Source organism: Sphingomonas sp. UYP23, assembly GCF_054059235.1.
On sequence record NZ_JBSSBX010000001.1, the window covers coordinates 4,098,325 to 4,124,125 of the forward strand.

Consider the following 25,801-nt stretch of genomic DNA (forward strand, 5'->3'; position numbering starts at 1 on the left):
CCCAAGCGTCGGGAGCGCGCTGCATGCGGTGCACTGGTGTCGGGCTCCGCGACGTGCTCCATTCGTCAATGAAGGGAGCTTCAGCATCGAGTCGGAGTCGCGCCGCCCGTTCGGTTTCTGGACCACGACCGCCTTGGTGGTCGGTGGGATGATCGGTTCGGGCATCTTCGTCTTGCCGGCGCAGCTCGCGCCGTACGGCTGGACGAGTATCGCGGCGTGGATCGTCGGTATCGGCGGCGCGATGCTGATCGCCTGGGTGCTCGCGCGGCTGACCGCGGCAATGCCCGGCGCGACGGGAGTGGTCGCGATGTGCGCGCATGGGCTCGGGCCGCTGTGCGGTGTGCTCGTCGGGTGGAGTTACTGGATCGGGATCTGGTCGGCCAACGCGATCATCGCGCTGACGGCGATCCGCTATCTCGCGCAATTCGTGCCGATGATCGGCGCGACGACGCTGGCGCAGGCCCTCTCGGCGACTGTGCTGATCTGGCTTATGACGCTGCTCAATCTCGGTGGCGCACGGCTGGCCGGGGCGTTTCAGATCGGCACGACGGTGCTCAAGCTCGTTCCGCTCTGCGCGATCGTACTGATCCTTGCCGGCATCGTGTGGCAGGGCGGGGCGGGGCGTCCGATCGCGCCGCATCCGGCTTTCGCGTGGCACGGGCTGACCCCCGCGCTGACCTTTGCCTTCTACGCGTTGGTCGGGTTCGAGGCAGCGAGTGTCGCCGCCGAGCGCGTGCGCGATCCGGCGCGGACCATTGTGCGCGCGATGCTGTCGGGGCTGGCGCTGACGGGGACGCTGTACCTCGTCGTGTGCACGGGGATCATCTTCGCGCTGCCGACTGCGGCGGTGGCGAACGCGCAAGCGCCGTTCGCCGTGTTCGTATCGACCTATTGGGGCGCCGGGCGGGGCTCGCCACCGCGGGCTTCGCGGCAGTTGCGGCGATCGGCGCGCTCAACGGCTGGGTCCTGGTGCAGGGCGAGGTTCCGCTCGGCATGGCGCGCGCCGGGCTGCTGCCCGGGTGGATCGGCCGGACGAATACGCGCGACGTGCCCGGCGCGATCCTGCTCGTCTCGAGTACGCTTGCCAGCCTGCTCATCCTGTCGAACGCGACGCGTTCGCTGGGCGGCCTGCTCGACTTCATGCTGCGACTAACGTCAGCGGCGACGATCTGGCTCTATGTCGGCGCATGTCTCACAACGCTGGTGATGCGTGTCGCACCGATCGCAGCGGCGCTGGGGCTTGCCTTTGCTGCGTGGGCGATGGTGGGCGCGGGGTTGGAGGCGATCGGCCTGAGCCTGGCGCTGATGCTGCCCGCGCTGCCCTTCTATGTCCTGCGCAATCGCCTGAGCTGAGCCGGACGCGGCCTCATCCGAACATCCGCCCGACCAGACTGCGGTCGCGCAGGATCTCATGCGCGGCATTGTGCCCCGGCGCGCCGGTGACGCCGCCGCCCGGGTGCGTGCCCGATCCGCACATATAGAGCCCCTTGATCGGGCCGCGATAGTCACCGTGGCCGAGCACCGGCCGCGCCGCCCAGAGTTTGTCGAGCCCCATCGTCCCGTGATAGATGTCGCCACCGATCAGGCCGAACTTGCGCTCGAGATCGAGCGGCGAGTGGATCTGCCGCGCTATCACGCTTGCCTTGAAATTGGGGGCGTGCGCGGTGACGGTGTCGATGATCAGATCGGCGACCTCCTCGCGGGCATCGTCCCAGGACCGGCCGTCGGGTAGCGTCGGCGCGAATTGCTGGCAGAACAGGCTGGCGATATGCTGGCCCGGCGGTGCAAGGCTATCGTCGACCGTCGTGGGCAGTTTCATCTCGACGATGGGCTGCTTCGACCAGCCGTGTTGCTGCGCATCGAGGAACGCCTGGTCCATATAGTCCATGCCGGGCGCGATGATGATCCCGGCGGTATGATGCTCGGCCTTGTCCTTGCCGCGCAGCACGCTGAAATCGGGCAGTTCCGAGAGGGCGACGTTCATCCGGAAGGTGCCGCTCCCGGTCTTGAAGCTCGCGATGCGGCGGTTGAAATCGGCCGGTAGATCGGAGGAGTCGACCATCTGGCGATAGAGCAGGGCGGGACCGACATTGGCCGCGACGGTCTTGGCCGCGATCTCTTCGCCAGACTCGAGCCGCACGCCAGCGACCTTGCCACCCTCGGTCAGCAGCTTGGCGACGGGCGCGTCGAGACTGATCTCGACGCCGGCTTCGAGGCAGGCGTGCGCCATCGCCTGCGTGATCGCGCCCATGCCGCCGACCGAATGGCCCCACGCGCCGTATTTGCCGTTCACCTCGCCGAAGACGTGGTGGAGCAGGACATAGGCGCTCCCCGGGGTCGATACGCCGGCGTAATTGCCGACCACGGCGTCGAACGCGAAGGCCGATTGGACGTGATCGTCCTCGAACCAGCCGCCGAGGAAATCGCGCGCCGATTTGGTGAAGATGTCGAGCAGGTCGCGCTGCTGTTCGATCCCCATCTTCGCAACCGGCCAGCCCTGCGCGGCCCCGGCGAGCAGCGCGCGCAGGCCACCACCGACATTGGGCGGGGTCTTGAGCGCCAGATCGCGCAGGACCTGTGCGATCTTTTCGAGCGCGGCGTCATAGGCTGGGTAGGCGTCGGCATCCTTCTGGCTGAAGCGCGCGAACTGCGCCTGCGTCCGCGCGGTCCCGCCGCCGAGCGTGAGATAGGTGTCGGGGAACGGAAAGAAGTTGCTGATCGTCCGCTCGATGATCCGAAAGCCGCGGTCGTGCAGCTTCATGTCGGCGATCACCTTCGGGCGCAGCAAACTGACGGTGTAGCTCGCGGTCGAATTGCGGAAGCCCGGATGGAATTCCTCGGTCACCGCCGCACCGCCGACGACATGGCGGCGCTCGAGGATGCGGACCTTGAGCCGCGCGCGCGCGAGGTAGAAGGCGCAGACCAGCCCGTTATGGCCACCGCCGATGATGATCGCGTCGTAGCGTTTCGTCATTCCCTCTCCCCTCCCGCGTGCGGGATGGGCCGGGGGAGCGGCGGTATGCCCCTCACACCAGCGCCCAAGCCCAGATCTAACCCCGTCCGCACGCCGGCGGGGGAGTGTTGCGACCACCCCGGCGCGGGCGCGCGGTGCAGGCGTGCCTCGGGGATCCGCTCGCGGATCTTCCGCGCGAAGCTGCGCAGACACACTTCGCTCCGGCCGATCGGCCCCGCGGTATAGCTGCGCGATGCCATGCCCTGCTGGACGCGCTCGATCAGCCAGGTGTCCTCGGCATTGACGACGCGGTTGATCCGCCAATTGGCGTAGCGCACGAGCTTCATCTCGCGGCGGTCATCGGGCAGCGCGAACGCCATTTCGCGCAGCACGCTGGTGGTCGGCGTCAGCGGCAACCATTGCATGAAGTCGATCTGGTCGGCGTAAAGGTCGAACGCCATGTTGGGCCACAGCTTGAAATACAGCCAGAGCCGCTGGTTCGCCTCGGGCAGGTGATCGACGCTTGGCAGATGCGTCTGATAGAAGCGCTCCCACGGATTGTCCGATGGCCGGTCGACGATCTGGCCCGACATCTTGTCGACGAACGGGGCCGCCTCGATCGCATAGCTCTTGCCGAACAGCCGCGTCAGACCGTCATGCGCGACGGGGATGTGGAGGTTGTCCGAATAATTGTCGCCGACATTCTTCCAGTTGACCGCCCGCTCGCGCAGCCGGGCGGGGGAGAGCGTGTGCATCTCCTCGAAGCAATAGGGCGCAATCTGCGCATCGTACGGCGCCATCATCGCCGCGACCGATGGGCCATCGCCCTCGAGACGGACGAACACGAAGCCGCGCCAGACTTCGAGATCGATCGCGGCAAGACCATGCTCCTCGAGCGCGAGCGCGGGGTAATCGCGGCGCATCGGCACGCCCGACAGGCGGCCGTCGGTCTCATAGGTCCAGGCGTGGTACGGGCAGACGAATTTCCGCGCGCAGCCCGTGGGCCCCTCGACCAGCCGCATCGCGCGATGGCGGCAGACATTCGCGAAGGCGCGCACCGCGCGATCGTCACCGCGCACGACGATCACACTCTCGCCGAGATAGTCGATCGTATGAAAATCGCCGGGGTTCGCCACATCGTTGAGATGGCAGACGATCTGCCACGACGGCCGCAGCACGCGCTCGACCTCGACCGCGTGATATTCGGGATCGGTATAGAGCCAGCCGGGCAGGCTCCAGTCCGCATCCGGATCCGGGGCGTCACTCGTCGCTAAGGGGTGCGCCATGCTCGGCTCCGGTTGCTTGTTGGACGATCGTATAATAGGCTCACGCCATGAGCAAGCCTGCTTTCGTTCGCTCCGAACCCGACGTGCGGCGCCAGTCGCTGATCGCGGCGACCGGTCGCGTGCTCGCGCGCGACGGCGCGACGGGCGCATCGGTCCGCGCGATCGCGCTCGAGGCAGGGGTGTCGCCGGGGCTGGTCGGGCACTATTTTGCCGGCATCGACGCGCTCGTCGCCGAGACCTATGCCGCGACCGGCCAGCAGGTGCGCGACGCGCTCGCTGCCGCTGTCGCTGCCGCCGATCCCGACCCACGTTCGCGGGTGGCCGCTTATGTCACGGCGAGCTTTGCGCCGCCGATCGCCGATCGCGGGCTGTTCGCGACCTGGATCGCGTTCTGGAGCCTGTCGGGCAAAGCCCCGATCGCCGCGCAGCACGACGCGATCTATCAATCCTATCGCGACGATCTCGCCGCGTTGCTCGCGACGTGCGGCCTCGCCCCCGCCGAACGCCGCCTCGCGGCGATCGCGATCACCGCGCTGGTCGATGGCTTATGGCTCGAACTGTGCCTGTCGCCCGGCGCGTTCACGCCCGACGAGGCGCGCGACCTCGCCGCGCGTCAGCTCGACGGCTATTTCGAGAGATCGGCGAACAGCAGTCGGTAGTACCGGATTCCCGGCGCGATCGTCGCGACGGGTACGCGTTCGTTCAGGCCGTGGCTGAAATCCTCCGACGGCTTGATGAAGGTTGGGCTCGCGCCATAACTCGCGACGGTATGCGAGCGGAACCACATGCTGTCGCTCGCGCCCGAGGCCATCGCCGGGAAGACCGGCACGCCGGGATAGACCTGGCCCATCGCGCGATCGATCGCGGCGATGAAATCGCGGCGCATCGGCGAGGCGTCGTTGGGGACCGATCCCTCGGTCACGTCGCTCAGCACCACGCCGGGATCGCCGATCGCACGGCCGAGTTCGGCCATGATCTCGGCAGGCTTGTGGCCCGGGAAGATCCGGCAATTGATGTTGGCAGTGGCGCGCTGCGGCAGGGCGTTCTCGGCATGGCCCCCGCTGACCAAGGTCGGGACGCAGGTCGTGCCGATCTTGCCGACGGTTGCGGGATTGGCGGTCAGCGCCGCGATCGCGGCCGTGTCGGTCGGGTCGGCGACGAACGCCTTCAGCGCGGCGCCGATCGCGGGCTCCTCGAACGGCGCTGCCTTGCCGAGCGCCTCGCGCGTCAGCGGGCTGAGCTCGGGCTTGAAGCGATACGCGCCGACCTTTTCGAGCGCTTTCGACAGCTCGACGATCGCGTTGACGGGCCGGGGCATCGACGAGTGCCCCCCCGGATTGGTGACGGTCAGACGAAAATCGGCATAGGTCTTTTCCGCGCCGTTCCAGGTCCAATATTTGGGCTTTCCCGTCGCCTCGTCGAGCACGCCGCCGCCGCCATCGATATTGAGCACGATATCGGCACCCTTGAGGCGCTCGGCGATCACCGCCGAGGTCTTCATCACGGTTTCCTCGTCGCCCGAGAATTCGATGATGATCGTGCGCCGCGGCTTGTAGCCGGTGCGCCGCAGATCGGTGAGCGCGGCGATCGCGATCGTCCCGTCGAGCTTCATGTCGGTCGCGCCGCGACCATAGAGATAGCCGTTCTCGACCACGGGGGTGAAGGGATCGCGCTGCCAGTCGGCGGGCTTGGCCTCGACCACGTCCATATGGCCCGAGATCACCAGCGGCTTGAGCGTCGGATCGCTGCCCGGCCAGGTCGCGATGAGATAGGCGGTATCGTCGAGCGGCACGATCTCGACTTCCTTGTCGGCAAAACCGCCCGCGACGAGCGCTGACTTGTAGAGCGCGGCTACCTGTTGCGTCTGGTTGCCGGGGCCCCGCACCGAGCGCAGCGCGATCGCCTTCTTGGCGAGATCGAGCGCGGCATCCGCCGCCGCCGTCGGGGCGGCGGCGTGGGCGGCCCCGCTCGTCAGGATCGCGGTAGAAAGCAGGAAGGCGAGGGCAGCGCGCATGCAGAGGTCCTTGGGCGAGAGACGCCGCGACCCTAGCGCGCGGTGCGGGCGGCGCAAGCCGTTGCTCCAGCAGGCGGCCTGTGCATCCTCGATGCTGCCGACGGCCGGGTCGGAACCCATCCGGGAAGGTTTGCAATGGCGCGCGCAGGCGTTCGGATCGGCGGCGGCGCAGCTGCGCTGGCGGTGGGCGCCGCAGCCAGTGCGTCCCCGCATCGATTGCTCACATCCTACGTAGTTTCATCAGCTGTCATCGCGCGCTCGGAAGGGCATGACGCTGATCTCGCGACGCTCGCACCGGGCCTCGCCCCCGCGCGAAAGTCCGTCCGATGCACCAGCCGAGCCAGACCCTGACCACCCGCGCCGGGTTCACCTTTCACGTCCGCCCGGCGCGGCCCGAGGACGATGGCACGGTCGCCGAGTTCTTCACCCACGTCACGCGCGAGGATCTGCGGTTTCGCTTTCTTGCCGGCCTCAACGAGGTCGGGTCCGCGCAGATCAGTGCGCTGACGCATGTCGATCATCGCCGCACCGAGAATTTCCTCGCCTTCACGCAGGACGGAGCGATGATGATCGCGACCGCGATGCTCGCCTGCGACCCGGAGTTCGAGCGCGGCGAAGTCGCCATCGCGATCCGCAAGGATTTCAAGCAGCATGGGATCGGCTGGACTCTGCTCGCGCATCTCGCCGGGGTCGCCGACGCCAAGGGTGTCCAGGTGATCGAAGCGATCGAAAGCCGCGACAATCATGCGGCGATCGAAGTCGAGCGTGACATGGGCTTCACCGTAGCGCCCTATCCCGGCGACCCGACATTGCTGCGTGTCAGCCGCGCGCTCGGCGATGCCCGATTGCCCGGATGATCGATGCCGCCGGGCGAAGCGCGGGCGTGGCGCCGGCGCTCTCTCGACACCGGGATGAGGCAACGGTGAGTGTCAGTCGGCGGTGATGACGGTCAGCCGATGGCCGACTCCGCTGCTTTTCAGCGAACTGCGCGTGACGAGCAGCGTGGTGCCGGGCGTCAGCGCGCCCGCGATCGCGACGCGGAGCCCCTCGGGCAGATGCCCCTGCGACCGCTCGGCCTCGGTCATTTCCCCGGTCGCTGGCACGGGATCGCCCGGGAGCGGCAGCCGCACCCAATGTTCGCCGGCAGCGTCGATCCCGAGCAGCGAGAAGGCGACGGTGCGCGGGACCGCGGCATCGAGGCGGATGGCGCCCGATCCGATCTCCACGCCGTTGCGCAGCACGACGACCCGCGAATCCTGTCCACTGATGACGATCGACAGCGGCCCGCTCGGCGACCGCTCGGGCTGCCACAGATACTCGAGCACGGCATCAGCCCCGCGGGGCGGCGCAAGCATCGCCGGGGCAGGTGCCGCAACCGGCACCTCGGCCGCGTCGGTCACCACCACCGTCATGCCGAGCTTCGAAATGCCGTACAGCAATCTGGCGAAGGCAAGCGGTAGGCGCACGCAGCCGTGCGAGGCGGGATACCCCGGTAGGTGCCCGGCATGGAGCGAGATGCCACCCCAGGTCAGGCGCTCCATGAAAGGCATTGGCGCATCCGAATAGAGGTTCGATTTGTGGGTCACTGCCTTTTGCAGCACCGTGAAGACCCCGGTCGGCGTGGCATGGCCGCGCTTGCCGCTCGATACCGTCGACACGCCGATCGGAACGCCGTTGCGATAGGCATAGGCGCGCTGCGTGGAGAGGCTGATGATCATCATCACCGGCCCCGCCGGGGCAAGCTGCGGCGCCCAAAGATACTCCCCCGGCCGCAAGGCCTCGACCGCGCCGTCTGAGCGGAGCGGCGAGCCGGCGGCGTCGCGGTCGATCCCGGACTCGGACAATGTGGCCTGTGACTGTGTGCCCTGTGACTGCGTAATCTGTGACTGCGTGCTCTGTGACTGCGTGCCCTGCGACCGCGCGGCCGAGACGGCACCGCTCAGCAGCGCCGCGCCGGCCACCCCCAACAGTGCGCCGCGCAGGCGATGCCGCCGCCTCATCACACGATGGCGATCTTGTTGATGACATCGACGGTGCCCGGTGCGCTCCATGCCGCGCGTTCGGCCGCGCGGTGGTCGTGCAGCGACGGTACGGTTCCGGTAAGCGTGACCTTGCCGCCTTCGACGGTTACCGAAATCGTGTCGGGGTCGAAGAACCACGATCGATGCAGCGCGGCTCGGATAGCGTCGGAGACGCCGATGACGTCGACGCGCGGTTTGATCGTAACGCGGTTGGTCAAGCCGGTGACGCCGGTCAGCTGGTGGACGTCGCGCTCGACCGCTTCCTTCTGGAAGTGCCAATCGACCTCGCCGGTCAGCGTGACCCAGCCATTGGTGACCGCGGGCAGGATCGCGCCCGAGGGCACCGACGCATCCCATTCGAACCGATCGAGGATCGCCGTGGCAATGGCTTCATCGTCGCGAACCCCGCTCGCCACGAGCTGAACGATTATCCCGTCGGCGATCCCCTTGCAGCCGCGGACGCGGCCCGCGATCGCCTCAGCCGCCTGCTTCTCGCTGCCGCTCGTGACATGCCCGCTGAGCGAGACGATCCCGTCATGCGCGGCGACACCGATATGCGCGGCATCGATGCGCGGATCCCAGGCGAGCTCGGCGAGGACGGCGGCTTGCAGATGGTGATCGGACGACATTGCGGAACTCCTGCGACGGGCGGTGTCGGCATTTTGTCCGCCGGAACCCGCAGTCGATAGGCTCGGATAGTACGCATCTCCCGGAGCTTAACGAATTGATGCTGGTCCGTACCGAACTTATGATAGGCTGCTACCCGCTGACCTCGGCCGGTTGGTTGGCCATGCACGGCCGACACCGGCCTGCGCGCGCCCAGGACATTCGCCATAGCCGCTTCGCGTCTCGATCGTCCGGCATGACGCCCGCGCCATTGCCGGCCAGCGATGCGCGCCAGCTCGCCGAGGAATTGGCGTTGCTGATCGACGGTGCGACCAATTATGCGATCTACATGCTCGATCCCCAGGGCCATGTGACGATCTGGAATCGTGGCGCCGAGCGGATCAAGGGCTGGCGCCAGAACGAGATCATCGGGCGCCACGCCGAAGTCTTCTACACGCCAGCGGATGTGCTCGCCGGCAAGCCGGACGCCGACCTGGTGCGCGCCGCGGCCGAGGGGCGGTTCGAGGAAGAAAGTTGCCGGCTGCGCAAGGATGGGTCGTCATTCCTTGCGAGCGTGACGATCACCGCGCTGTACGACGACGCCGGCAGTTTACGCGGCTTCGGCAAGGTGGTGCGCGACATTACCGAGGAGAAGACCGCGGAAGCTGCGTTATCGCGGCGGGAGCAACATTTGCTGTCGATCCTTGCGACTGTTCCCGATGCGATGATCGTGACCGACGCGCAGGGCCGGATCGTATCGTTCAGCGCTGCGGCGGAGCGCAGTTTCGGCTATGCCGAGCCGGGCGTGCTTGGCCGCAACCTCGCCACGCTGCTGTGCGGGCTCCAGCTGGGCGGGGCGGACGGCAGTACCGCCACGCTGGTCGGCGCGATCCGGATGGTGACGGGCATTCGCTGCGACGGTACGACCTTTCCCGCCGAGCTTGCAGTCGGCGAGACGGTCAGCGCGGGGCAGCGGATCCTCACCGCCTTCGTTCGCGATTTGACCGAACGCGATCGCGCCGAGGCGCGACTGCGCGAACTCCAGTCCGAACTGATCCATGTTTCGCGGGTCAGCGCGATGGGGACGATGGCCTCGACGCTCGCCCACGAGCTCAACCAGCCGCTGACCGCAATCACCAACTATCTCGAAACCGCGCGCGACATGCTCGCCGTGCCGACCGTGCGCGACCTTGCCGATGTGCGCGAAGCGCTCAGCGAGGCGGCCGGGCAGTCGATCCGCGCGGGTCAGATCGTCCGGCGGTTGCGCGCGTTCGTCGCGCGCGGCGACGTCGAACAATGTAGCGAGCCGCTCAACGCGCTGGTGCGCGACGCGGCCAAGCTCGGCCTGATCGGCGCTGCCGAAACGGGGATCGCGATCAACATGGAGTTCGCCGACGACAAGGAGGGCGTCCATGCCGACCGCGTCCAGATCCAGCAGGTGCTGGTCAATCTCATCCGCAACGCGCTGCAGGCGATGGCCGACTCGCCGCGCCGCATCCTGACAATCTCCACTGCGATCGCGGCCGATGACCAGATGCTGGTGACGATCGCCGACAGCGGCGACGGTATCCCGCCCGCGATTGCCGATCGGCTGTTCCAGGCCTTCGCATCGACCAAGCCAGACGGGATGGGGCTCGGCCTCTCGATCTGCCGCACGATCATCGAAGCGCATCACGGTCGGATCTGGGCGGCGCCAGCCCTCGGCGGCGGGGCCGCCTTTCATTTCACCTTGCCGCGGGAACTCGCCGATGTCGGATAAGCGGATCATCCATCTGGTCGACGATGAAGAGGCGATCCGGCGTTCGGCCGGGTTCCTGTTGCGCAATGCCGGTTTCGAAGTGTGCGCCTATGCCTCGGGTACCGAATTCCTCGGCGCAGTCGGCGGGGCCGACCCGGGATGCATCCTGCTCGACATCCGGATGCCCGGGCTCGATGGGCTCGAAGTCCAGCGCACCCTGGTCGAGCGCAGCATCCCCTTTCCGATCATCGTCCTGACCGGACATGGCGACAACACCTTGTCGGTCCGCGCGATCAAGGCAGGCGCGATCGACTTCCTCGAAAAGCCGTTCGAAAAGGCGGCCTTGCTGCATGCGATCGACGAAGCGTTCGAGCGGCTCGAGGTGGCGTTTGCGCAGCAGGTTGATGCGAGCGAGGCGTCGGTGCGGCTCGCGGCCCTCACGCCGCGCGAGCGCGACGTGCTCGACGGACTGGTGGCTGGGCAGCCGAACAAGATCACCGCGTACAAGCTCGGCATTTCGACTCGCACCGTCGAGACGCATCGCGCGAATCTGACGCACAAGCTCGGCGTGCGATCGATGTCGGACGTCCTGCGGCTCGCCTTCGCGGCCGATCCGGGGCCGCCGACGGGCGCGTGAGCGCCATGCTCCGCCGGCCGGAAGCAGGCGGCGGAAGCTCGGTTGAACATCTGCGGACGCGCTGCTAGCTGGTTGTCAGACTAATGGCGGGCGTCGCTGTGCCGACCCGTCCGCCGTTAGGTCGCACACTGGAGAGAAGCTACGATGAGTTTGTCGCTCGTTCAATTTCGTGCCGCTGACGGCACGCGCGGCGTGGCCGCGCTCGACGCCGAGGGCGTTGCTCGAACCGTCCCCGGCGCAAGCAGCACCCTCGCGCTCGCCAAGACGGCGCTTGGCGATGGCATCGATTTGGCGGCGGCGGTCGAGCGCGCCGGCGTCGGCGATGTGCTCGATCTGACGACGCTCACCGTGCTTGCACCGATCGACCATGCCGATCCCGCGCATACGCTGCTGACGGGCACGGGCCTCACCCATCTCGGTTCGGCCGAGGGGCGCGACAAGATGCACCGTGCCGCGGTCGAAAACCCGGCGCCGACGGATTCGATGAAGATGTTCCTGATGGGGGTCGACGGCGGCAAGCCGTCCGAGCCGGGGCAGGGCGTCCAGCCCGAATGGTTCTATAAGGGTGATGGCTCGCAATTGGTCGGCCCCGGCGAGCCGCTCCGCTCGCCCGCCTTCGCGCTCGACGCTGGCGAGGAACCCGAGATTGCCGGAATCTATCTCATCGACGCCGACGGCTCGCCGGTGCGGCTGGGCTTTGCCCTCGCCAACGAATTCTCCGACCATGTGACCGAGCGTGGCAATTATCTGTGGCTCGCACATTCGAAGCTACGCACTGCGGCACTCGGCGCCGAGTTGCGCGTCGGCGCGCTCCCCGCCGATGTGCGCGGCACGAGCCGGATCGTGCGCGATGGCACGACGCTGTGGGAGAAGCCGTTTTTGTCAGGCGAGGCGAACATGTCGCATTCGATCGACAATCTCGAGCACCACCATTTCAAATATGCGCTGTTCCGCCGCCCCGGCGACGTCCACGTCCATTTTTTCGGCACCGCGACGCTGTCGTTCAGCGAGGGCATCCAGACCCAGGCGGGCGATGTGTTCGAGATCGAAGCAGCGCCGTTCCATCTGCCGGTGCGCAATCCAATCGCGATCGACGCACCGCTTCGCGTCACCGTAAAGGCGCTTTGAGATGGTGATCCGCATTGGCATCGTCGGGGTCGGCAAGATCGCGCGCGACCAGCATATCCCCGTCCTCGACGCCTCGCCCGATTTTGACCTCGTCACCGCCGCCAGCCGGCACGGACGGATCGACCGCGGGGTGACGCACACCACGATCGAGGAGATGCTCGCCACCGAGAATATCGACGCCGTTTCGCTGTGTCAGCCGCCGCAGGTCCGCTTCGAGGCGGCGCGCGTTGCGATCGCTGCCGGCAAGCATGTCTTTCTTGAAAAGCCGCCCGGCGCGACGCTCACCGAAGTCGAACTGCTGCGGGACCATGCGCGCGCGAAGGGCGTGACGCTCTTTGCGAGCTGGCATTCGCGCTACGCCGCCGGGGTCGAGACAGCACGCGCGTGGCTGGCGGACAGGTCGCTGCACTCGGTCCATATCGAATGGAAGGAAGACGTGCGGCACTGGCATCCTGGGCAAGCCTGGATCTGGGAAGCCGGCGGGATGGGGGTGTTCGACCCCGGCATCAACGCGCTATCGATCGCGACCGCGATCCTGCCGGGGTTCTTCCTGACCGAGGGCGTGCTCGAAATTCCAGCCAACCGCGCATCGCCGATCGCGGCGGACCTGCACTTCACCGATGCGGCGGGAACGCCGATCCGTGCCGAGTTCGACTGGCGCCAGACGGGCCCGCAGACGTGGGATATTAAGGTCGAGACCGATGCCGGCACCCTGTTGCTGTCGAAGGGTGGCAGCGAGTTGCGCATCGACGGCGTCGAGCAGACGCTCCCGCCCGAGGCAGAATATCGCGGGCTCTATGATCGTTTCGCGGCGCTGATCGCGGCGGGCGAGAGCGATGTCGACGTCGCGCCGTTGCGGCACGTGGCCGACGCCTATCTGCGTGCCGAGCGGCGTCAGGTCGAGGCGTTCGAGGACTGAGCTGAGCGCGGAGCCTCACTGCGGATGCAGGCGAAAGGGACGGCGGCAGCAACCGCCGTCCCTTTTTTGCGTCAGCTCAGTGGCTGTCGCGCGGCAGGCCCTGGGTCTGCGCGATGCTTTGATACTTTTCGGCACCCTCAAGGATCGCGCCGGTGTTGAGCTGGCCGACCACCGCCCGCTGCATTTCCTGCCACGGCGTCTGCGAAGCCGGGTATTGATACCCGCCCGTTGCCATCAGCGCAGCGCGCCGTTCGGCAAGCTCCTCGTCCGAGATCAGCACATCGGCGGTGCCGCGGCCAAGATCGATCCGCACGCGGTCTCCGGTCTTGAGCAAGGCCAGCCCGCCATTGGCAGCGGCTTCGGGTGAAGCGTTGAGGATCGACGGCGACGCCGACGTTCCCGACTGACGACCGTCGCCGATGCATGGGAGCGCATGGACGCCCTCACGGATCAGATAGGCCGGCGGCCGCATGTTGACGACTTCGGCCGCGCCCGGATAGCCGATCGGGCCGGCGCCGCGCATGAACATCAGCGTCTCGCGCGTGATGCCGAGCGCGGGATCGTCGATCTTGTGATGATAATCCTCCGGCCCGTCGAACACGATCGCGGGGCCTTCGAACGCCTCGGGATCCTCCGGATTGGAGAGATACTGCTCGCGGAATTCCGCGCTGATCACGCTCGTCTTCATGATCGCGGCGTCGAACAGATTGCCCTTGAGCACGACGAAGCCGGCTTCCTCGACCAGACGGGTTTCGAACGTCCGGATCACGCGATCGTCCTCGATCGTCGCTGTCCGGCAATTGTCGCCGATCGTCTGGCCGTTGACGGTCAGCGCGCCCTCCTGGATCAGGTCGTGGCGCATCAGTTCCGCGACGACGGCAGGCACGCCGCCCGCGCGATAATAATCCTCGCCGAGATATTCGCCCGCCGGCTGCAGATTGACGAGCAGCGGGACCTTGTGACCGTGCGTCTGCCAATCGTTCAGCTCGAGTTCGGCACCGACATGGCGCGCGATCGCGGCAAGATGGATCGGCGCGTTGGTCGATCCGCCGATCGCCGAATTGACGACGATCGCGTTGAGGAACGCGTCGCGCGTCATGATGTCGGAGGGCTTGAGATCCTCGCGGACCATGTCGACGATGCGCTTGCCGGTGAGATAGGCGACTTCCTGGCGATCGCGATACGGCGCGGGGATCGCGGCCGAGCCCGGCAGCATCATCCCGAGTGCCTCGGCGAGCGAGTTCATCGTCGTCGCGGTGCCCATCGTGTTGCAATAGCCGGTCGATGGCGCCGACGAGGCGACGAGCTTGATGAAGCCGGCATTGTCGATCTCGCCCTTGGCAAGCATCTCGCGCGCCTTCCAGACGATCGTGCCCGAGCCAGTGCGCTCGCCCTTGTGCCAGCCGTTGAGCATCGGCCCGACCGACAATGCGATCGCGGGGATGTTGACCGTGGCGGCCGCCATCAGGCACGCGGGAGTGGTCTTGTCGCAGCCGATCGTCAGCACGACGCCGTCGAGCGGATAACCGTAGAGCGTCTCGACGAGGCCGAGATACGCGAGGTTGCGGTCGAGTCCGGCGGTCGGGCGCTTGCCGGTCTCCTGGATCGGATGGACCGGGAATTCGATCGCGATGCCGCCCATTTCGCGGATGCCCTCGCGCACGCGCTCGGCGAGGACGAGGTGATGCCGGTTGCACGGCGACAGGTCGCTGCCGGTCTGCGCGATGCCGATGATCGGCTTGCCCGACTGCAGTTCCTCGAGGCTCAGCCCGAAGTTCAGATAGCGCTCGAGATACAGCGCGGTCATGTCGATATTGTCGGGATTGTCGAACCAGGCGCGCGAGCGCAGCCGGGCCAGCGGGGTGGAGAGGTCGTTAGGCGTGTCGGTCATGCAGGATCGTCCGGACTGGGTCAGCAGCAGCGATACGACTTTCGGAAGACGCGGGCGGGCTTGCAAATTCCCGCGCAGCGCTCTCAGGTCGCCGAGGCTATCTGTTGACGAGATAACGCCAGACTTATACTCAGACAAATAACGAGAAGGCAATCCGCCCCGCGCGCGGTATCGCCAGATAGAGGATTTACGAATGGCCGCACCCGTGATTGCCACGCACGCCCCCGTCGCCACGGGCGAGTCTCCCGACGGCGGGCGCTATCGCTCGGCGCTGACGCTGCTGGCGAGCCTGTTCTTCATGTGGGGCTTCATCACGGTCATCAACAACACGCTGCTGCCGCATCTGCGCAGCGTGTTCGATCTGAGCTACACCCAGACCACGCTGATCGAGAGCGTGTGGTTCATCGCCTATTTCGTCGCATCGATCCCATCGGCCAAGCTGATCGAGCGCATCGGCTATCAGCGTTCGCTGGTGGTCGGGCTCGTCATCATGGCGGCGGGTGCGCTCGGCATGATCGTCGCGGCGCGGATCCCGTCCTACGGCGTCACGCTGTTCGCCCTGTTCGTGATTGCGAGCGGCATCACGCTGCTTCAGGTCGCCGCCAACCCCTATGTCGCGGTGGTCGGCAAGCCCGAGACCGCGTCGTCGCGGCTCAATCTGGTGCAGGCGTTCAACTCGCTCGGCGCGACGCTCGCGCCGCTGTTCGGCGGGTATCTGATTCTCGGCCGCTCGACCTCGGGCACGGCGGCGGCGGGTGCCGCCGCGCTGACCCCGGCGCAGCGGCTGGCCGACGCGCAATCGGTGCAGTTGCCGTATCTGATCGTCGCGGTCGTTCTGGTCCTGCTCGCGGTCGTCATCGCGCGCTCGCCGCTGCCGGCGATGGGCAGCGCGACCAAGCGCAACGCCAAGGCCGATCGCGCCAACCATTCGCTCTGGTCGCACCGCAATCTGATCTTCGGCATCCCTGCGATCTTCATCTACCTCATCGCCGAGATCGGCGTCGGGAACCTCTTCATCAACTTCATCAGCCAGCCCGAAATCGGCAACACGACGCACGAGCAGGCCGCGCACTACCTCTTCCTCCTGTGGGGCGGCATGATGGTCGGCCGCTTCGTCGGCAGCTATCTGATGCAGCGCATCCCGGCCGAGCATGTCCTCGCCGCCGCGAGCATCGGCGCGTGTGTGGTGATGCTCGTCGCGACGTTCACCACGGGCCATGTCGCGATGTGGGCGCTGATCTCGGTCGGGCTGTTCCACTCGATCATGTTCCCGACGATCTTCACGCTCGGCATCCGCGGGCTCGGGCCGCTGACCGAAGAGGGATCGGGTCTGCTGATCATGGCGATCGCGGGCGGTGCGCTGGTGATCGTGCAGGGCAAGCTTGCCGACATGTACGGGCTGCAGAATTCGTTCCTGCTGACCGCGGCATGCGAACTGTATGTGCTGTTCTATGCGGTGTGGGGCTGCCGGGTGAGCGCTGAGGTGACGGCGCAAAGCGGACCTGAGTGATCGCAGGCAAGGTCGCGGGGAGCCAAAGGCCAAATCGGTCGCTCCCCCGGCTGCCGACGAAGGCGAACGCTGGCTTCTGAGACGTGAGACGACCGGCCTTATTCCAGCCGCTTCGCGACCAGTTCGCCTTCATTCCCGGCCTCGCCCGGCGGAACGAGGTCGTAAAACCCCGCCAGCCGCAGCTTGATGCGGAGGGGCTTGAGCGACTGGTTCTGAAAGAACCACCCGTGGATCCCATCGAACGGCGCCGTGAAGGCGCCGTTGTCGTTCTGGGCAAAGCCCTTCTTGTAATAGGCGACCTTCATTGTATCGCGGCTCGCCAGCGTGTGGCCGTGATATTCGACATAGACGTCGGTCGGGCCACTGCTGCCGATGACCGCCCATGAATAGACGTACGTCCCGCCCTTTTTCAGATGCACCTTATACTCGATCTCGTCGTTGCGCGACGGATCGCCACCCGCCTGAAGCGGGACGATGATTTCGTCGCTTCGAAACGCGGTCGCGTAAGTGCGAACTGCGGGTTCCGGATCGGATGAAGGCTTTGCAGCGACGGTTTCTTCGGGCGGCGCCCACATCCGTTCGGTTCCGGTCAGCCGTCCCAAGCCAAGGGGGTCGAGATGATATTCAGCGGGCAGGAACGCGCCGAACACGATGACGAGCGCGGCCAGCAGGGCGACGGCCGTAAGGCCGAGCAGCCCGCGACGCGACAACGGGGGCTGGATTTCCGTGGTGACCATATCAAGCTCCGTTGGTGATGAGATAACCGGCCAGATGGACCCCGATGAGGCAAAAGCCCGCGATCATCAGCAGCCCATTGGCGGCGATTGCGGTTGAGGTGAACCAGCGGGTCCGACGCCATGCCGCGATCAGCGCGAGCATGATCGAGAGCGCAATGAGCTGGCCGATCTCGACCCCGACGTTGAACGAAACGAGGTTGATCAGCAGGCCATTATGGTTGAGCCGCAGGTCTTGCAGTTTTGTGGCGAGACCGAGACCATGAACCAGCCCGAAGCCTAATACGACCCATTTGGGGTTGGGACGTACGCCCAACAGGGTCTCGAAACCGCCGAGATTGTCGAAGGCCTTGTAGACCACCGACAGGCCGATCACGGCATCGACGAGATAGGCACTCAGACCAAAGCCGATCAGTACGCCCGACAGCAGGGTAATGCTGTGACCGAGGGCAAAGAGTGACACGTAGAGCGCGACATCCCGGAACCGAGTCAGGAAAAATATGACCCCGAGCAGGAAAAGCAGATGGTCATACCCCGTGACCATGTGTTTGCCGCCGAGATAGGCAAACGGTAGCGGCGCTGGCCCCTTCGTAGCGGCTACGAACGCCGCGTCCTTCCCGCCGATCGCATGCGCCAAGGCTTCGCCCGATACGCCCGCGAGCAACACCGCAATCACTGCCAGCAGCGCAAATCGCCAGGCTGGCGCGAACGAAGTCCGGTAGCGCGATAGATCCGGCAAACCCTGCTCCCCCATCAGTCTCGATTTCGGGCAAGCGTAGCGCAACGGTTTGAAGGGTGAAGTTACGAACCGTACGGGCCGCGCCAACGCGGACTTCCGTAACCGTACGGCCTATCGGTTCGGCATGGTCGGACGCCCAAGCTCGTCCGCAAACGAAAACGGGACCGCGATGATATCATCACGGTCCCGTCAAAAGGATCGGCTCAAAGAGCGCTACAGCGCGCGCCGCTTTCGCAGCGCGCGTGCCTTATCCCTCCATCGCCTCGAGCGACTTGCCCTTGGTCTCGTGGATGAACTTCTGCACCAGGAAGAAGCTGATCAACGCGCAGACCGCGTAGAACGAATAGCTCTTTGCAAGGCCGATGCTCCCCAGCATGATCGGGAACGACTGTGCGACGAGGTAATTGGCGAACCACTGTGCAAAGCCGCACACCGCGAGCGCCGAACCACGGATCTGGTTCGGGAACATCTCACCGAGCATTACCCACATGACCGGGCCCCAGCTGATGTTGAACGCGAACGAATAGGCGAGCGCCGCACCGACGGCGAGCTGGCCCATATGCCCCGGCAGCGTGAGCTTGTCGGCGACGAGCGTGCCGGTCGAGAAGGCATAGACCATCGCGAACAGCGTGATCGCCATGCCGGCGGAGCCCATCAGCAACAGCGGCTTGCGACCAATCTTGTCGACCAGGCCGATCGTGATGAAGCACGCGACGATCGAGATCGAGCCCGAGATGATGTTGGTCATCAACGCCTGCGATTCGGAGAAGCCCGCCGCCTGCCACAAGGTCGCGCCGTAATAGAAGATCACATTGATGCCGACGAGCTGCTGGAACACCGCGAGCAGCAGCCCCGCCCAGACGACCGAGCGCAGGCCGAGGAAGCCGCGGCCACCTGCGGGCGTCAGAACGTCGGACAGCCGCGGGCGATGGTCCTTCGAGAAGCTGGCCTGGATCTCGCCGAGCGTCAGCGCGCCCTGGCGGCTGCCGAACAGGCTGGTCAGCACGTCCAGCGCTTCTTCGTTCCGCTGCTTCGACACCAGGAAGCGCGGGCTTTCGGGAATGAAGAACAGCGCGATGAAGAAAATGACCGCCGGGACCGCCTGCAGCAGGTACATCCAGCGCCATGCCGCAATGCCGAACCAGAGCGGGTTGAGCGAGGCGACATCGTTCGGATTGGCCGAATTGGATGCGGCCGCCGCGAGATAATAATTGGCGAAGAAAGCAGCGGTCAGACCCGTGATGATCATGATCTGCTGCACCGTCGTCATGCGCCCGCGGATGCTGGGCGGCGCGACTTCGGAGATGTAAGCGGGCGACAGGACGCTGGCCGCGCCGACCGCGATCCCGCCGCAGATGCGAGCGATGACGAACAGCGTATGGTCGTGCGCGACACCCTGGACGATCGCGCCGACCAGGAACAGCAAGGCGGCGTAGCGCATCACGTTGCGGCGACCGACAGCATCGGCGAGCGTGCCGGCGAAGAACGCTCCGACGACGCAGCCGATGAGCAGTGACCCGACGGTGAAGCCCAGGCCCGCATCGTCGAGCGCAAACGCGGCCTTGAGCCCGGGCTGCGTCCCGTTCACCGCGCCGCTGTCATAACCGAACAACAGTCCGCCGATCGTGGCCACTGCCACGATCGCCGCAATGAACCCTAGATTGCCCCTTTGGGTGTCGGGCTGGGTAGTCGCCATATCGTTTTTCCGCTCCTGAAGCTGTTTATATTTTTGCTGGATGAACCGGGAGGCCCGCCACGCCCGCGTCGAAGGCGAACAGATTGCCCGCGAGTGGCTGCGCGCGCAAATCCTCTTCGCTCAAGCCCTTGCGCGCAGTCGTGGCATAAGCGGTGCGCAAGTCGGGGCCACCGAACGCGATTTTGGTGACGTTGGCGACGGGGAAGCCCACCGTCTCGATCAGCGTGCCTGCGGGGTCGTAGCGGCGCACGCCCCAGCCGCCGAACAGGGCGACCCAGACACAGCCTTCGGCATCGATCGTCGAGCCGTCGGGATGGCCTTCGCCCCGTGCGATTTCGCAGAACACCGTCGGGACACCGAGCGTGCCGTCATCGTTGAGCGTGACCCGCCACACCGTCCGGCCGAGCGTATCGGTGTGATAGAGCGCGCTGCCATCGGGGGCGATCGCCGGGCCGTTCGTGATGACGACCGGCGCGAGTCCGCTATCGAAGCTGCCCGCCGCCTCGGCACGGTACAGCCGGCCGGTCGCGTCTTGCTCGGCATTATCCATGCTGCCGAACCAGATGCGGCCCTGCGCATCGGTCGTCGCATCGTTGAGGCGGTTGCCGGGAAGGTGCGTCTCTGGATCGAACAGATGCTCGAGCTGCCCGCTTACGCAATCGAAGGCGTGCAGCCCCGTCGCCAGCCCGGCGATCATCCCGCCGCCCGCACGCGGCAGGACCCAGCCGACTTCGCCCGGCGCGCCCCATTCCTGGAGGGCATCGGCCGCCGGATCGTAGCGGTAGATGCGCTGGCGCTTGATGTCGACGAACCACAAAGCCGCGTCGTGCCAGACCGGCCCCTCGCCGAGGGTCGCGCCGATCGGCTGGACCGAGCGTACCGCGCCGGCCATCAGCGCCAGCCCGCGTCCACGAAATAGTCATGGCCGGTGCACATGCGTGCGTCGTCCGACGCCAGGAACAGCGCGAGCGACGCGACATCGGACGGCTGGATCCGGCCGTCGAGGCATTGCGCCGCGACGATCTCGGCCTCGCCTTCGGGGGTGTACCAGCGTTCCTGCCGCGGGGTCTTGATATTCCCGGGAACGATCGTCGTGACGCGAATATTGTCGCGCCCGAGATCACGCGCGAGGCTGCGCGTCAGGCCTTCGATCGCGGCCTTGGCGGTCTGGTAGAGGACGAGGTCGGGAAGCCCCAGATGCCAGCTGATCGACCCAAAATTGATGATCACGCCGCTGCCCGCAGCCTTCATGCCCGGAACGACCGCTTGCGCGGCGAAGAACAAATGCCGCAGGTTTGTCGCCATCCGCTCGTCCCAATAGGCCGGGGTCACCTCCTCGATCGTGTGGCGGTCATCGCGCGCGGCGTTGTTGATGAGGATGTCGATCCCGCCGAGCTTGGTCGAGATCTTGGCGATCGTTGCGGCGAGCGCGTCGAGGTCGCGCAAATCGCATGGGTAGAACCCGCCGGGTGCGAATTTCGCCGCGGTTGCTTCGCCCGCTTCCTGATCGAGATCGATGAACGCGACGTGTGCCTGCTGCGCCGCGAACGCCTCCACCAGGGCAGCCCCGATTCCGCTGCCGCCGCCAGTGACCAATACGCGCTTGCCGACGAGACTAGGATAGACGGCACCGCTCACTTGGTTGCTCCCAACAGGCCGCGTGCGGCAAGATTCGTGAAAAACGCGCTGATCCCGACGGTCCAGGGTGTCGCGTCGCGCGACGTGACGACGCGATTGACCAGGCGGCCCAACCGCGCGCTCTCGATCGAGACGCTGTCGCCGACCTTGTGCGTGAAGCCGCGCCCCGGCTCGTCGCGGTCCTGGACTGGCGCGAACAGCGTGCCAAGGAACAGCACCAGGCCGTCGGGATATTGATGTTCGCTAAGCGTCTGGCGGACCAGATCGAGCGGATCGCGGCTGATCTCGGCCATGTTGCTCGCGCCGTCGAGGACATAGCCGTCTTCGCCCTCGATCCGCAGGCGCAATTCGGCCGAGCGGACATCGTTGATGCTGAAGCTGTCGTCGAACAACCGGACCATCGGCCCTAGCGAGCAGGATGCGTTATTGTCCTTGGCCTTGCCGAGCAGCAGCGCCGAGCGTCCCTCGAAATCCCGCAGATTGACGTCGTTGCCGAGCGTCGCGCCGACGACGACGCCGCGGCTGTCGACCAGCAATGCGATCTCGGGTTCGGGGTTGTTCCAGGTCGAGTCCGAGCGAATGCCGATCTCGGCGTCGCCGCCGACAGTCGAGAGGACCGGCGCCTTGGTGAATACCTCGGCATCGGGGCCGATCGCGACCTCCAGATATTGCGACCACATCTCGTCGTCGATCAGCGCCTGCTTGAGATCGGCCGCCTCGCTCGAGCCCGGCACGACCGCACGGATCGAGCCGCCAACGCGCGTCTCGAGCCTGGCGCGGATATCCGCCGCGGCGCTCGAATCGCCGCGCGCGCGTTCCTCGATGACGCGTTCGATTGCCGATACGGCAAAGGTGACGCCGCATGCCTTGACGCACTGCAGATCGACCGGAGTGAGCAAGGTTACCGCCGCAGGATCAAACGCGCCGAGCGACTCGCCGCCCTTGCCGGTGAAATCACCCGCCTCGACGAGTGCAGAGACGGTGGGGGCGACCTGCGCCATGTCGAACAGCTCGCCATGCACGAGCAGGACCGGTGACGGACCCTCGGCACGTTCGATCCGGCCGAGAAAGGTTCCGCTCTGCCAGTCCGCTGCCAGTGCCGACCGCTGTGGGTCGTTGCTGCCCGCCATCCTCAACTCCTGCCACAATCTTTTTCTGATAGCGCTAACAACACACCCGGAAGCGATGTGTCAAGAGCGCGGGGTAAGCCCGTCCGATGCGGCTGGTTCCGCTACGGCCGCGGCGAGCCGGTGTTCGCCGCGGCCGTATGGTTTCACCGCGGCGACGCTTCGCGGACGCCTTCGACGCGGCGCGCGACGTTCCACGCATTGTCGGGGCCGATCGCGACCGGCAACAGCTCCGCCGGGATGTTCTGGAAACAGACCGGACGCAAAAAGCGATAGATCGCGAGCGTCCCGACCGACGTGGTCCGCCCATCGCTGGTGGCAGGGAAGGGGCCGCCGTGTACCATAGCATGGCTGACTTCGACGCCCGTCGGCCAGCCATTGGCGAGGATCCGACCGACCCGACCGGCGAGCGTCGGGAGAAGTTTGGCGGCCTCGGCATGATCGCCGGCATCGATCTGCAGCGTTGCGGTCAACTGACCCTCAAGCTGTGCAACCACGCGGGTCAGTTCGGCGATGTCCTTGCAGCGCACGACAACCGCGGACGAACCGAACACTTCATGCCCGAGCGCGCTGTCGGCGAGGAAGGCGGCAGCGTCGGTGTCGAACAGCGCACCGACCGCCTGGTTGGCGCCGTCGCTCGCGCATCCGCGGGCGACGGTCTTGACCGCGCCATGCTCGGCGAGTGCGGCGACGCCCTTTTCGTAGCTGGCATGGATGCCCGGGGTGAGCATCGTCGCCGGCCGGCTCTCCGCGAGCGCTGCGCCCGCTGTGGTGACGAAGGCGTCGAGCGCGGGGCTGTCGATCGCGAGCACGAGGCCGGGGTTGGTGCAGAACTGGCCTGCGCCCATCGTCAGCGACTGAACGAAGGCCGAAGCGAGCGCTTCACCGCGGGCTTCGAGTGCAGCCGGAAACAGGATGACCGGGTTGATGCTCGACATCTCGGCATAGACCGGGATCGGCTCGGCGCGCTGCGAAGCGATCTTGACCAGGGCAAGACCGCCGCCGCGCGAACCGGTGAAGCCGACTGCCTTGATCCGCGGATCGGCGACGAGCGCGCCACCGAGATCGTTGGTGTCACCCGGAAGATACGAGAAGGTACCGGCCGGCAGGCCGCACTTCGCCACCGCGCTGGCGATCGCGCGCGCGACGAGCTCGCCCGTGCCGGGATGCGCCGGATGGCCCTTCACGATCACCGGGCAGCCCGCGGCGAGCGCCGACGCGGTATCACCACCGGCAACCGAGAAAGCGAGCGGGAAGTTCGATGCGCCGAACACCGCGACCGGGCCGAGCGGCAGATTGACGCGGCGCAGATCGGGGCGCGGCAGCGGTGCGCGGTCGGGAAGGGCAGGGTCGATCGTCGCGTCGAGCCAGTCGCCCTGACGGACGACGGTCGCGAACAGGCGCAGCTGGCCGACGGTGCGGCCGCGCTCGCCTTCGATGCGCGGGCGGGGGAGGCCGCTTTCCTGGACCGCACGATCGATCAGCTCGTCGCCGATCGCGACGATCGCATCGGCGATCGCTTCGAGGAAGCGCGCGCGCGTCTCGAGATCGGTCGCGGCGTAATCGACGAACGCGGCCTCAGCCAGAGCGGCTGCATCGGCCACGGCATCCGTGCCGGCCGAGGAGAAATCGGGGGTGAGGGTCGCACCGGTCGAAGGGTCGATCCCCGAGAATCGCGTCGTCGCCTGCCGTTGCTCGGCACCGACCAAAATCGCTCCGTCGATCATAGATAACCTTCCTTGAATTAGTCCGACATAATAGAAGCTGCCGGCGCAGAGTACAAGGCGATCGGCGCAGGGCTCGGCGCGGACATCGGCCCGTCCGCGCGAAACGGACGGGCCGATCGCTTCGTCAGATGAAGCGGTTGATCAGATTCTCGATCCGCTCCTGACGGCCCGAGCGCGGCTGCGGGTCGATGCTGTGCTCGACCGCGAGATCGGCGATCCCGGCCAGATCGAGCGAGCCGATCTTCTGGCCGAAATCGGCGTCCCAGCCGGCATAGCGCTCGGTCTTGATCGCATCGAGCCGACCGTCCTCGATCAGCGCGGCTGCGTTGAGCAGGCCCTTCGCCACGACGTCGATCGCGCCGACATGGCCGTGGAACAGATCGACCGCGTCCATCGACTGGCGGCGCACCTTGGCGTCGAAGTTGAACCCGCCGGTGGTGAAGCCGCCCGCCCGGATGATCTCGAGATTGGCGAGCGTCAGCTCCTCGACCGAGTTGGGGAACTGGTCGGTATCCCAGCCATTCTGCGGATCGCCGCGGTTCGCGTCGATCGAGCCGAAGATGCCGAGCGCGGCGGCGGTCGCAATCTCATGCTCGAAAGTGTGGCTGGCGAGCGTCGCGTGGTTCGCTTCGATGTTGACCTTGACCTCGTTCTCGAGACCGTAGCGCTTGAGGAAGCCGTACACCGTCGCGGTGTCGAAATCATACTGGTGCTTTGTCGGCTCGAACGGCTTGGGCTCGATCAGGATCGTGCCGGTGTAGCCGATCTTGTGCTTGTGCTCGACGACGAGCGACAGGAAGCGACCGAGATTGTCGAGCTCGCGCTTGAGATCGGTGTTGAGCAGCGTCTCATAGCCTTCGCGACCGCTCCACAGCACATAGTTCGCGCCACCCAGGCGATGCGTCGCCTCGAGCGCATCGCGGACCTGCATCGCGCCGAACGCGAAGACTTCGGGGTTGGGGTTGGTCGCGCCGCCGGCGGCGAAGCGCGGGTGGCTGAACAGGTTCGCGGTGCCCCACAACAGCTTGCGGCCCGACGAGGCCTGGAGCGTCTCGAGATGATCGACTGCTTCGGCGAAGTTGCGGCGATGCTCGGTGATGTTGGCGGCGTCCGCCATCACGTCGACGTCGTGGAAGGCGTAGAAGGGGATGTCGAGCTTGGTGAAGAAGTCGAATGCGACCTCACGCTTCTGCGCGGCGGCGGCGGCGTCGTTCGCGCCGGCATGCCACGGGCGGTTGAACGTCCCGCCACCGAACACGTCCGAGCCCGGCCAGCAGAAGGTGTGCCAGAAGCAGGCGGCGAAGCGCAGATGGTCTTCCATCCGCTTGCCCATGACGACCCGGTCCTTGTCGTAATAGCGATAGGCGAGCTCGTCGTCGGTCTCGGGGCCCTTGAAGGCGATCTGGGGGATGTCGGAGAAGAAATCGGTGGCCATCG

The 25,801-nt window shown here is 66.4% G+C and carries 23 protein-coding genes; 9 read left to right on the forward strand and 14 right to left on the reverse strand.

From position 1 onward, the window contains the following. The first annotated feature begins 28 nt into the window (after window positions 1-28). On the forward strand, window positions 29-1,153 hold the full coding sequence (locus ACVWYO_RS20160) for an APC family permease (RefSeq protein ID WP_457353869.1): 1,125 nt from the start codon (window positions 29-31) through the stop codon (window positions 1,151-1,153). Beyond that, window positions 1,141-1,353: a hypothetical protein gene (locus ACVWYO_RS20165; protein ID WP_457353871.1), complete on the forward strand. Its 213-nt coding sequence runs from the start codon at window positions 1,141-1,143 to the stop codon at window positions 1,351-1,353. Before ACVWYO_RS20160 ends, ACVWYO_RS20165 begins: the two co-directional genes overlap by 13 nt. A 13-nt stretch (window positions 1,354-1,366) precedes the next feature. On the opposite strand, the gene ACVWYO_RS20170 is transcribed toward ACVWYO_RS20165, so the two are convergent. Together ACVWYO_RS20170 and ACVWYO_RS20175 are read right to left on the reverse strand one after the other, a co-directional pair. Then, complete coding sequence (locus ACVWYO_RS20170; RefSeq protein ID WP_457353873.1) at window positions 1,367-2,974, reverse strand: phytoene desaturase family protein; 1,608 nt, start codon at window positions 2,972-2,974, stop codon at window positions 1,367-1,369. Continuing rightward, on the reverse strand, window positions 2,971-4,239 hold the full coding sequence (locus ACVWYO_RS20175) for an aromatic ring-hydroxylating oxygenase subunit alpha (protein ID WP_457353875.1): 1,269 nt from the start codon (window positions 4,237-4,239) through the stop codon (window positions 2,971-2,973). The genes ACVWYO_RS20170 and ACVWYO_RS20175 overlap by 4 nt, the downstream gene beginning before the upstream one ends. A 47-nt stretch (window positions 4,240-4,286) precedes the next feature. Between ACVWYO_RS20175 and ACVWYO_RS20180 the strand changes: the two genes are divergently transcribed. Beyond that, complete coding sequence (locus ACVWYO_RS20180) at window positions 4,287-4,898, forward strand: TetR family transcriptional regulator C-terminal domain-containing protein (protein WP_457353877.1); 612 nt, start codon at window positions 4,287-4,289, stop codon at window positions 4,896-4,898. On the opposite strand, the gene ACVWYO_RS20185 is transcribed toward ACVWYO_RS20180, so the two are convergent. Beyond that, the gene (locus tag ACVWYO_RS20185) at window positions 4,865-6,253 is read right to left on the reverse strand and encodes a M20/M25/M40 family metallo-hydrolase (RefSeq protein ID WP_457355071.1); all 1,389 of its coding nucleotides are present in this window, start codon (window positions 6,251-6,253) and stop codon (window positions 4,865-4,867) included. The two genes, ACVWYO_RS20180 and ACVWYO_RS20185, sit on opposite strands and share 34 nt — an antisense overlap. A gap of 326 nt (window positions 6,254-6,579) precedes the next feature. On the opposite strand from ACVWYO_RS20185, the gene ACVWYO_RS20190 reads away from it, so the two are divergent. Beyond that, window positions 6,580-7,110, forward strand: a complete 531-nt coding sequence (locus ACVWYO_RS20190; protein ID WP_457353879.1) for an N-acetyltransferase family protein — start codon at window positions 6,580-6,582, stop codon at window positions 7,108-7,110. 72 nt (window positions 7,111-7,182) lie between these two features. Here the strand turns inward: ACVWYO_RS20190 and ACVWYO_RS20195 are convergent, their stop codons facing one another. Together ACVWYO_RS20195 and ACVWYO_RS20200 are read right to left on the reverse strand one after the other, a co-directional pair. Then, the gene (locus ACVWYO_RS20195) at window positions 7,183-8,253 is read right to left on the reverse strand and encodes a L,D-transpeptidase (protein ID WP_457353881.1); all 1,071 of its coding nucleotides are present in this window, start codon (window positions 8,251-8,253) and stop codon (window positions 7,183-7,185) included. Continuing rightward, a complete protein-coding gene (locus tag ACVWYO_RS20200) occupies window positions 8,253-8,903 on the reverse strand; it encodes a BON domain-containing protein (RefSeq protein ID WP_457353883.1) in 651 nt (216 codons plus the stop codon). The genes ACVWYO_RS20195 and ACVWYO_RS20200 overlap by 1 nt, the downstream gene beginning before the upstream one ends. A 233-nt stretch (window positions 8,904-9,136) precedes the next feature. Between ACVWYO_RS20200 and ACVWYO_RS20205 the strand changes: the two genes are divergently transcribed. From ACVWYO_RS20205 to ACVWYO_RS20220, 4 genes are all read left to right on the forward strand, one after another. Beyond that, window positions 9,137-10,639 (forward strand): PAS domain-containing sensor histidine kinase, encoded by a 1,503-nt coding sequence (locus tag ACVWYO_RS20205; protein ID WP_457353885.1) that lies wholly within the window; start codon window positions 9,137-9,139, stop codon window positions 10,637-10,639. After that, on the forward strand, window positions 10,629-11,255 hold the full coding sequence (locus ACVWYO_RS20210; RefSeq protein WP_457353887.1) for a response regulator transcription factor: 627 nt from the start codon (window positions 10,629-10,631) through the stop codon (window positions 11,253-11,255). Before ACVWYO_RS20205 ends, ACVWYO_RS20210 begins: the two co-directional genes overlap by 11 nt. Window positions 11,256-11,399: 144 nt before the next feature. Next, window positions 11,400-12,383, forward strand: coding sequence for an AraD1 family protein (gene araD1 / locus ACVWYO_RS20215; protein ID WP_457353889.1), 984 nt, complete (start codon window positions 11,400-11,402; stop codon window positions 12,381-12,383). A gap of 1 nt (window position 12,384) precedes the next feature. Further along, the gene (locus ACVWYO_RS20220; protein ID WP_457353891.1) at window positions 12,385-13,302 is read left to right on the forward strand and encodes a Gfo/Idh/MocA family protein; all 918 of its coding nucleotides are present in this window, start codon (window positions 12,385-12,387) and stop codon (window positions 13,300-13,302) included. A gap of 76 nt (window positions 13,303-13,378) precedes the next feature. On the opposite strand, the gene ACVWYO_RS20225 is transcribed toward ACVWYO_RS20220, so the two are convergent. Next, on the reverse strand, window positions 13,379-15,193 hold the full coding sequence (locus ACVWYO_RS20225) for an IlvD/Edd family dehydratase (protein ID WP_457353893.1): 1,815 nt from the start codon (window positions 15,191-15,193) through the stop codon (window positions 13,379-13,381). Window positions 15,194-15,386: 193 nt separating this feature from the next. Between ACVWYO_RS20225 and ACVWYO_RS20230 the strand changes: the two genes are divergently transcribed. After that, window positions 15,387-16,703, forward strand: a complete 1,317-nt coding sequence (locus tag ACVWYO_RS20230; RefSeq protein ID WP_457353895.1) for a sugar MFS transporter — start codon at window positions 15,387-15,389, stop codon at window positions 16,701-16,703. Between the two features lie 98 nt (window positions 16,704-16,801). On the opposite strand, the gene ACVWYO_RS20235 is transcribed toward ACVWYO_RS20230, so the two are convergent. The 8 genes from ACVWYO_RS20235 to xylA all read right to left on the reverse strand — a co-directional run bounded on the left by ACVWYO_RS20235 (window position 16,802) and on the right by xylA (window position 25,799). Beyond that, complete coding sequence (locus ACVWYO_RS20235) at window positions 16,802-17,440, reverse strand: hypothetical protein (RefSeq protein WP_457353897.1); 639 nt, start codon at window positions 17,438-17,440, stop codon at window positions 16,802-16,804. Between the two features lies 1 nt (window position 17,441). Continuing rightward, window positions 17,442-18,074 carry a HupE/UreJ family protein gene (locus tag ACVWYO_RS20240; protein WP_457353899.1) on the reverse strand — a complete coding sequence of 211 codons (633 nt, stop codon included), beginning with the start codon at window positions 18,072-18,074 and terminating at the stop codon, window positions 17,442-17,444. A gap of 349 nt (window positions 18,075-18,423) precedes the next feature. After that, window positions 18,424-19,914, reverse strand: coding sequence for a sugar porter family MFS transporter (locus ACVWYO_RS20245; protein ID WP_457355073.1), 1,491 nt, complete (start codon window positions 19,912-19,914; stop codon window positions 18,424-18,426). Continuing rightward, window positions 19,898-20,764 carry an SMP-30/gluconolactonase/LRE family protein gene (locus tag ACVWYO_RS20250; protein ID WP_457353901.1) on the reverse strand — a complete coding sequence of 289 codons (867 nt, stop codon included), beginning with the start codon at window positions 20,762-20,764 and terminating at the stop codon, window positions 19,898-19,900. The genes ACVWYO_RS20245 and ACVWYO_RS20250 overlap by 17 nt, the downstream gene beginning before the upstream one ends. Continuing rightward, window positions 20,764-21,510: an SDR family NAD(P)-dependent oxidoreductase gene (locus tag ACVWYO_RS20255; RefSeq protein ID WP_457353903.1), complete on the reverse strand. Its 747-nt coding sequence runs from the start codon at window positions 21,508-21,510 to the stop codon at window positions 20,764-20,766. The genes ACVWYO_RS20250 and ACVWYO_RS20255 overlap by 1 nt, the downstream gene beginning before the upstream one ends. Then, on the reverse strand, window positions 21,507-22,640 hold the full coding sequence (locus ACVWYO_RS20260; RefSeq protein WP_457353905.1) for a fumarylacetoacetate hydrolase family protein: 1,134 nt from the start codon (window positions 22,638-22,640) through the stop codon (window positions 21,507-21,509). The genes ACVWYO_RS20255 and ACVWYO_RS20260 overlap by 4 nt, the downstream gene beginning before the upstream one ends. 143 nt (window positions 22,641-22,783) lie before the next feature. After that, the gene (locus ACVWYO_RS20265) at window positions 22,784-24,364 is read right to left on the reverse strand and encodes an aldehyde dehydrogenase (NADP(+)) (protein WP_457353907.1); all 1,581 of its coding nucleotides are present in this window, start codon (window positions 24,362-24,364) and stop codon (window positions 22,784-22,786) included. Between the two features lie 124 nt (window positions 24,365-24,488). Further along, entirely contained in the window at window positions 24,489-25,799 is a 1,311-nt protein-coding gene (gene xylA / locus ACVWYO_RS20270; RefSeq protein ID WP_457353909.1) for a xylose isomerase, read from the reverse strand. Window positions 25,800-25,801 lie beyond the last annotated feature (2 nt).

What these genes read in the sequence shown, in the direction of transcription:
- ACVWYO_RS20200 (WP_457353883.1), bottom strand. Translation starts at nt 8,903, where the DNA reads ATGTCGTCCGATCACCATCTGCAAGCCGCCGTCCTCGCCGAGCTCGCC.
- ACVWYO_RS20165 (WP_457353871.1), top strand. Translation starts at nt 1,141, where the DNA reads ATGCTGCGACTAACGTCAGCGGCGACGATCTGGCTCTATGTCGGCGCA.
- ACVWYO_RS20185 (WP_457355071.1), bottom strand. Translation starts at nt 6,253, where the DNA reads ATGCGCGCTGCCCTCGCCTTCCTGCTTTCTACCGCGATCCTGACGAGC.
- ACVWYO_RS20220 (WP_457353891.1), top strand. Translation starts at nt 12,385, where the DNA reads ATGGTGATCCGCATTGGCATCGTCGGGGTCGGCAAGATCGCGCGCGAC.
- ACVWYO_RS20175 (WP_457353875.1), bottom strand. Translation starts at nt 4,239, where the DNA reads ATGGCGCACCCCTTAGCGACGAGTGACGCCCCGGATCCGGATGCGGAC.
- ACVWYO_RS20210 (WP_457353887.1), top strand. Translation starts at nt 10,629, where the DNA reads ATGTCGGATAAGCGGATCATCCATCTGGTCGACGATGAAGAGGCGATC.
- ACVWYO_RS20225 (WP_457353893.1), bottom strand. Translation starts at nt 15,193, where the DNA reads ATGACCGACACGCCTAACGACCTCTCCACCCCGCTGGCCCGGCTGCGC.
- ACVWYO_RS20230 (WP_457353895.1), top strand. Translation starts at nt 15,387, where the DNA reads ATGGCCGCACCCGTGATTGCCACGCACGCCCCCGTCGCCACGGGCGAG.
- ACVWYO_RS20180 (WP_457353877.1), top strand. Translation starts at nt 4,287, where the DNA reads ATGAGCAAGCCTGCTTTCGTTCGCTCCGAACCCGACGTGCGGCGCCAG.
- ACVWYO_RS20170 (WP_457353873.1), bottom strand. Translation starts at nt 2,974, where the DNA reads ATGACGAAACGCTACGACGCGATCATCATCGGCGGTGGCCATAACGGG.
- ACVWYO_RS20260 (WP_457353905.1), bottom strand. Translation starts at nt 22,640, where the DNA reads ATGGCGGGCAGCAACGACCCACAGCGGTCGGCACTGGCAGCGGACTGG.
- ACVWYO_RS20235 (WP_457353897.1), bottom strand. Translation starts at nt 17,440, where the DNA reads ATGGTCACCACGGAAATCCAGCCCCCGTTGTCGCGTCGCGGGCTGCTC.
- araD1 (WP_457353889.1), top strand. Translation starts at nt 11,400, where the DNA reads ATGAGTTTGTCGCTCGTTCAATTTCGTGCCGCTGACGGCACGCGCGGC.
- ACVWYO_RS20195 (WP_457353881.1), bottom strand. Translation starts at nt 8,253, where the DNA reads ATGAGGCGGCGGCATCGCCTGCGCGGCGCACTGTTGGGGGTGGCCGGC.
- ACVWYO_RS20190 (WP_457353879.1), top strand. Translation starts at nt 6,580, where the DNA reads ATGCACCAGCCGAGCCAGACCCTGACCACCCGCGCCGGGTTCACCTTT.
- xylA (WP_457353909.1), bottom strand. Translation starts at nt 25,799, where the DNA reads ATGGCCACCGATTTCTTCTCCGACATCCCCCAGATCGCCTTCAAGGGC.
- ACVWYO_RS20250 (WP_457353901.1), bottom strand. Translation starts at nt 20,764, where the DNA reads ATGGCCGGCGCGGTACGCTCGGTCCAGCCGATCGGCGCGACCCTCGGC.
- ACVWYO_RS20265 (WP_457353907.1), bottom strand. Translation starts at nt 24,364, where the DNA reads ATGATCGACGGAGCGATTTTGGTCGGTGCCGAGCAACGGCAGGCGACG.
- ACVWYO_RS20205 (WP_457353885.1), top strand. Translation starts at nt 9,137, where the DNA reads ATGACGCCCGCGCCATTGCCGGCCAGCGATGCGCGCCAGCTCGCCGAG.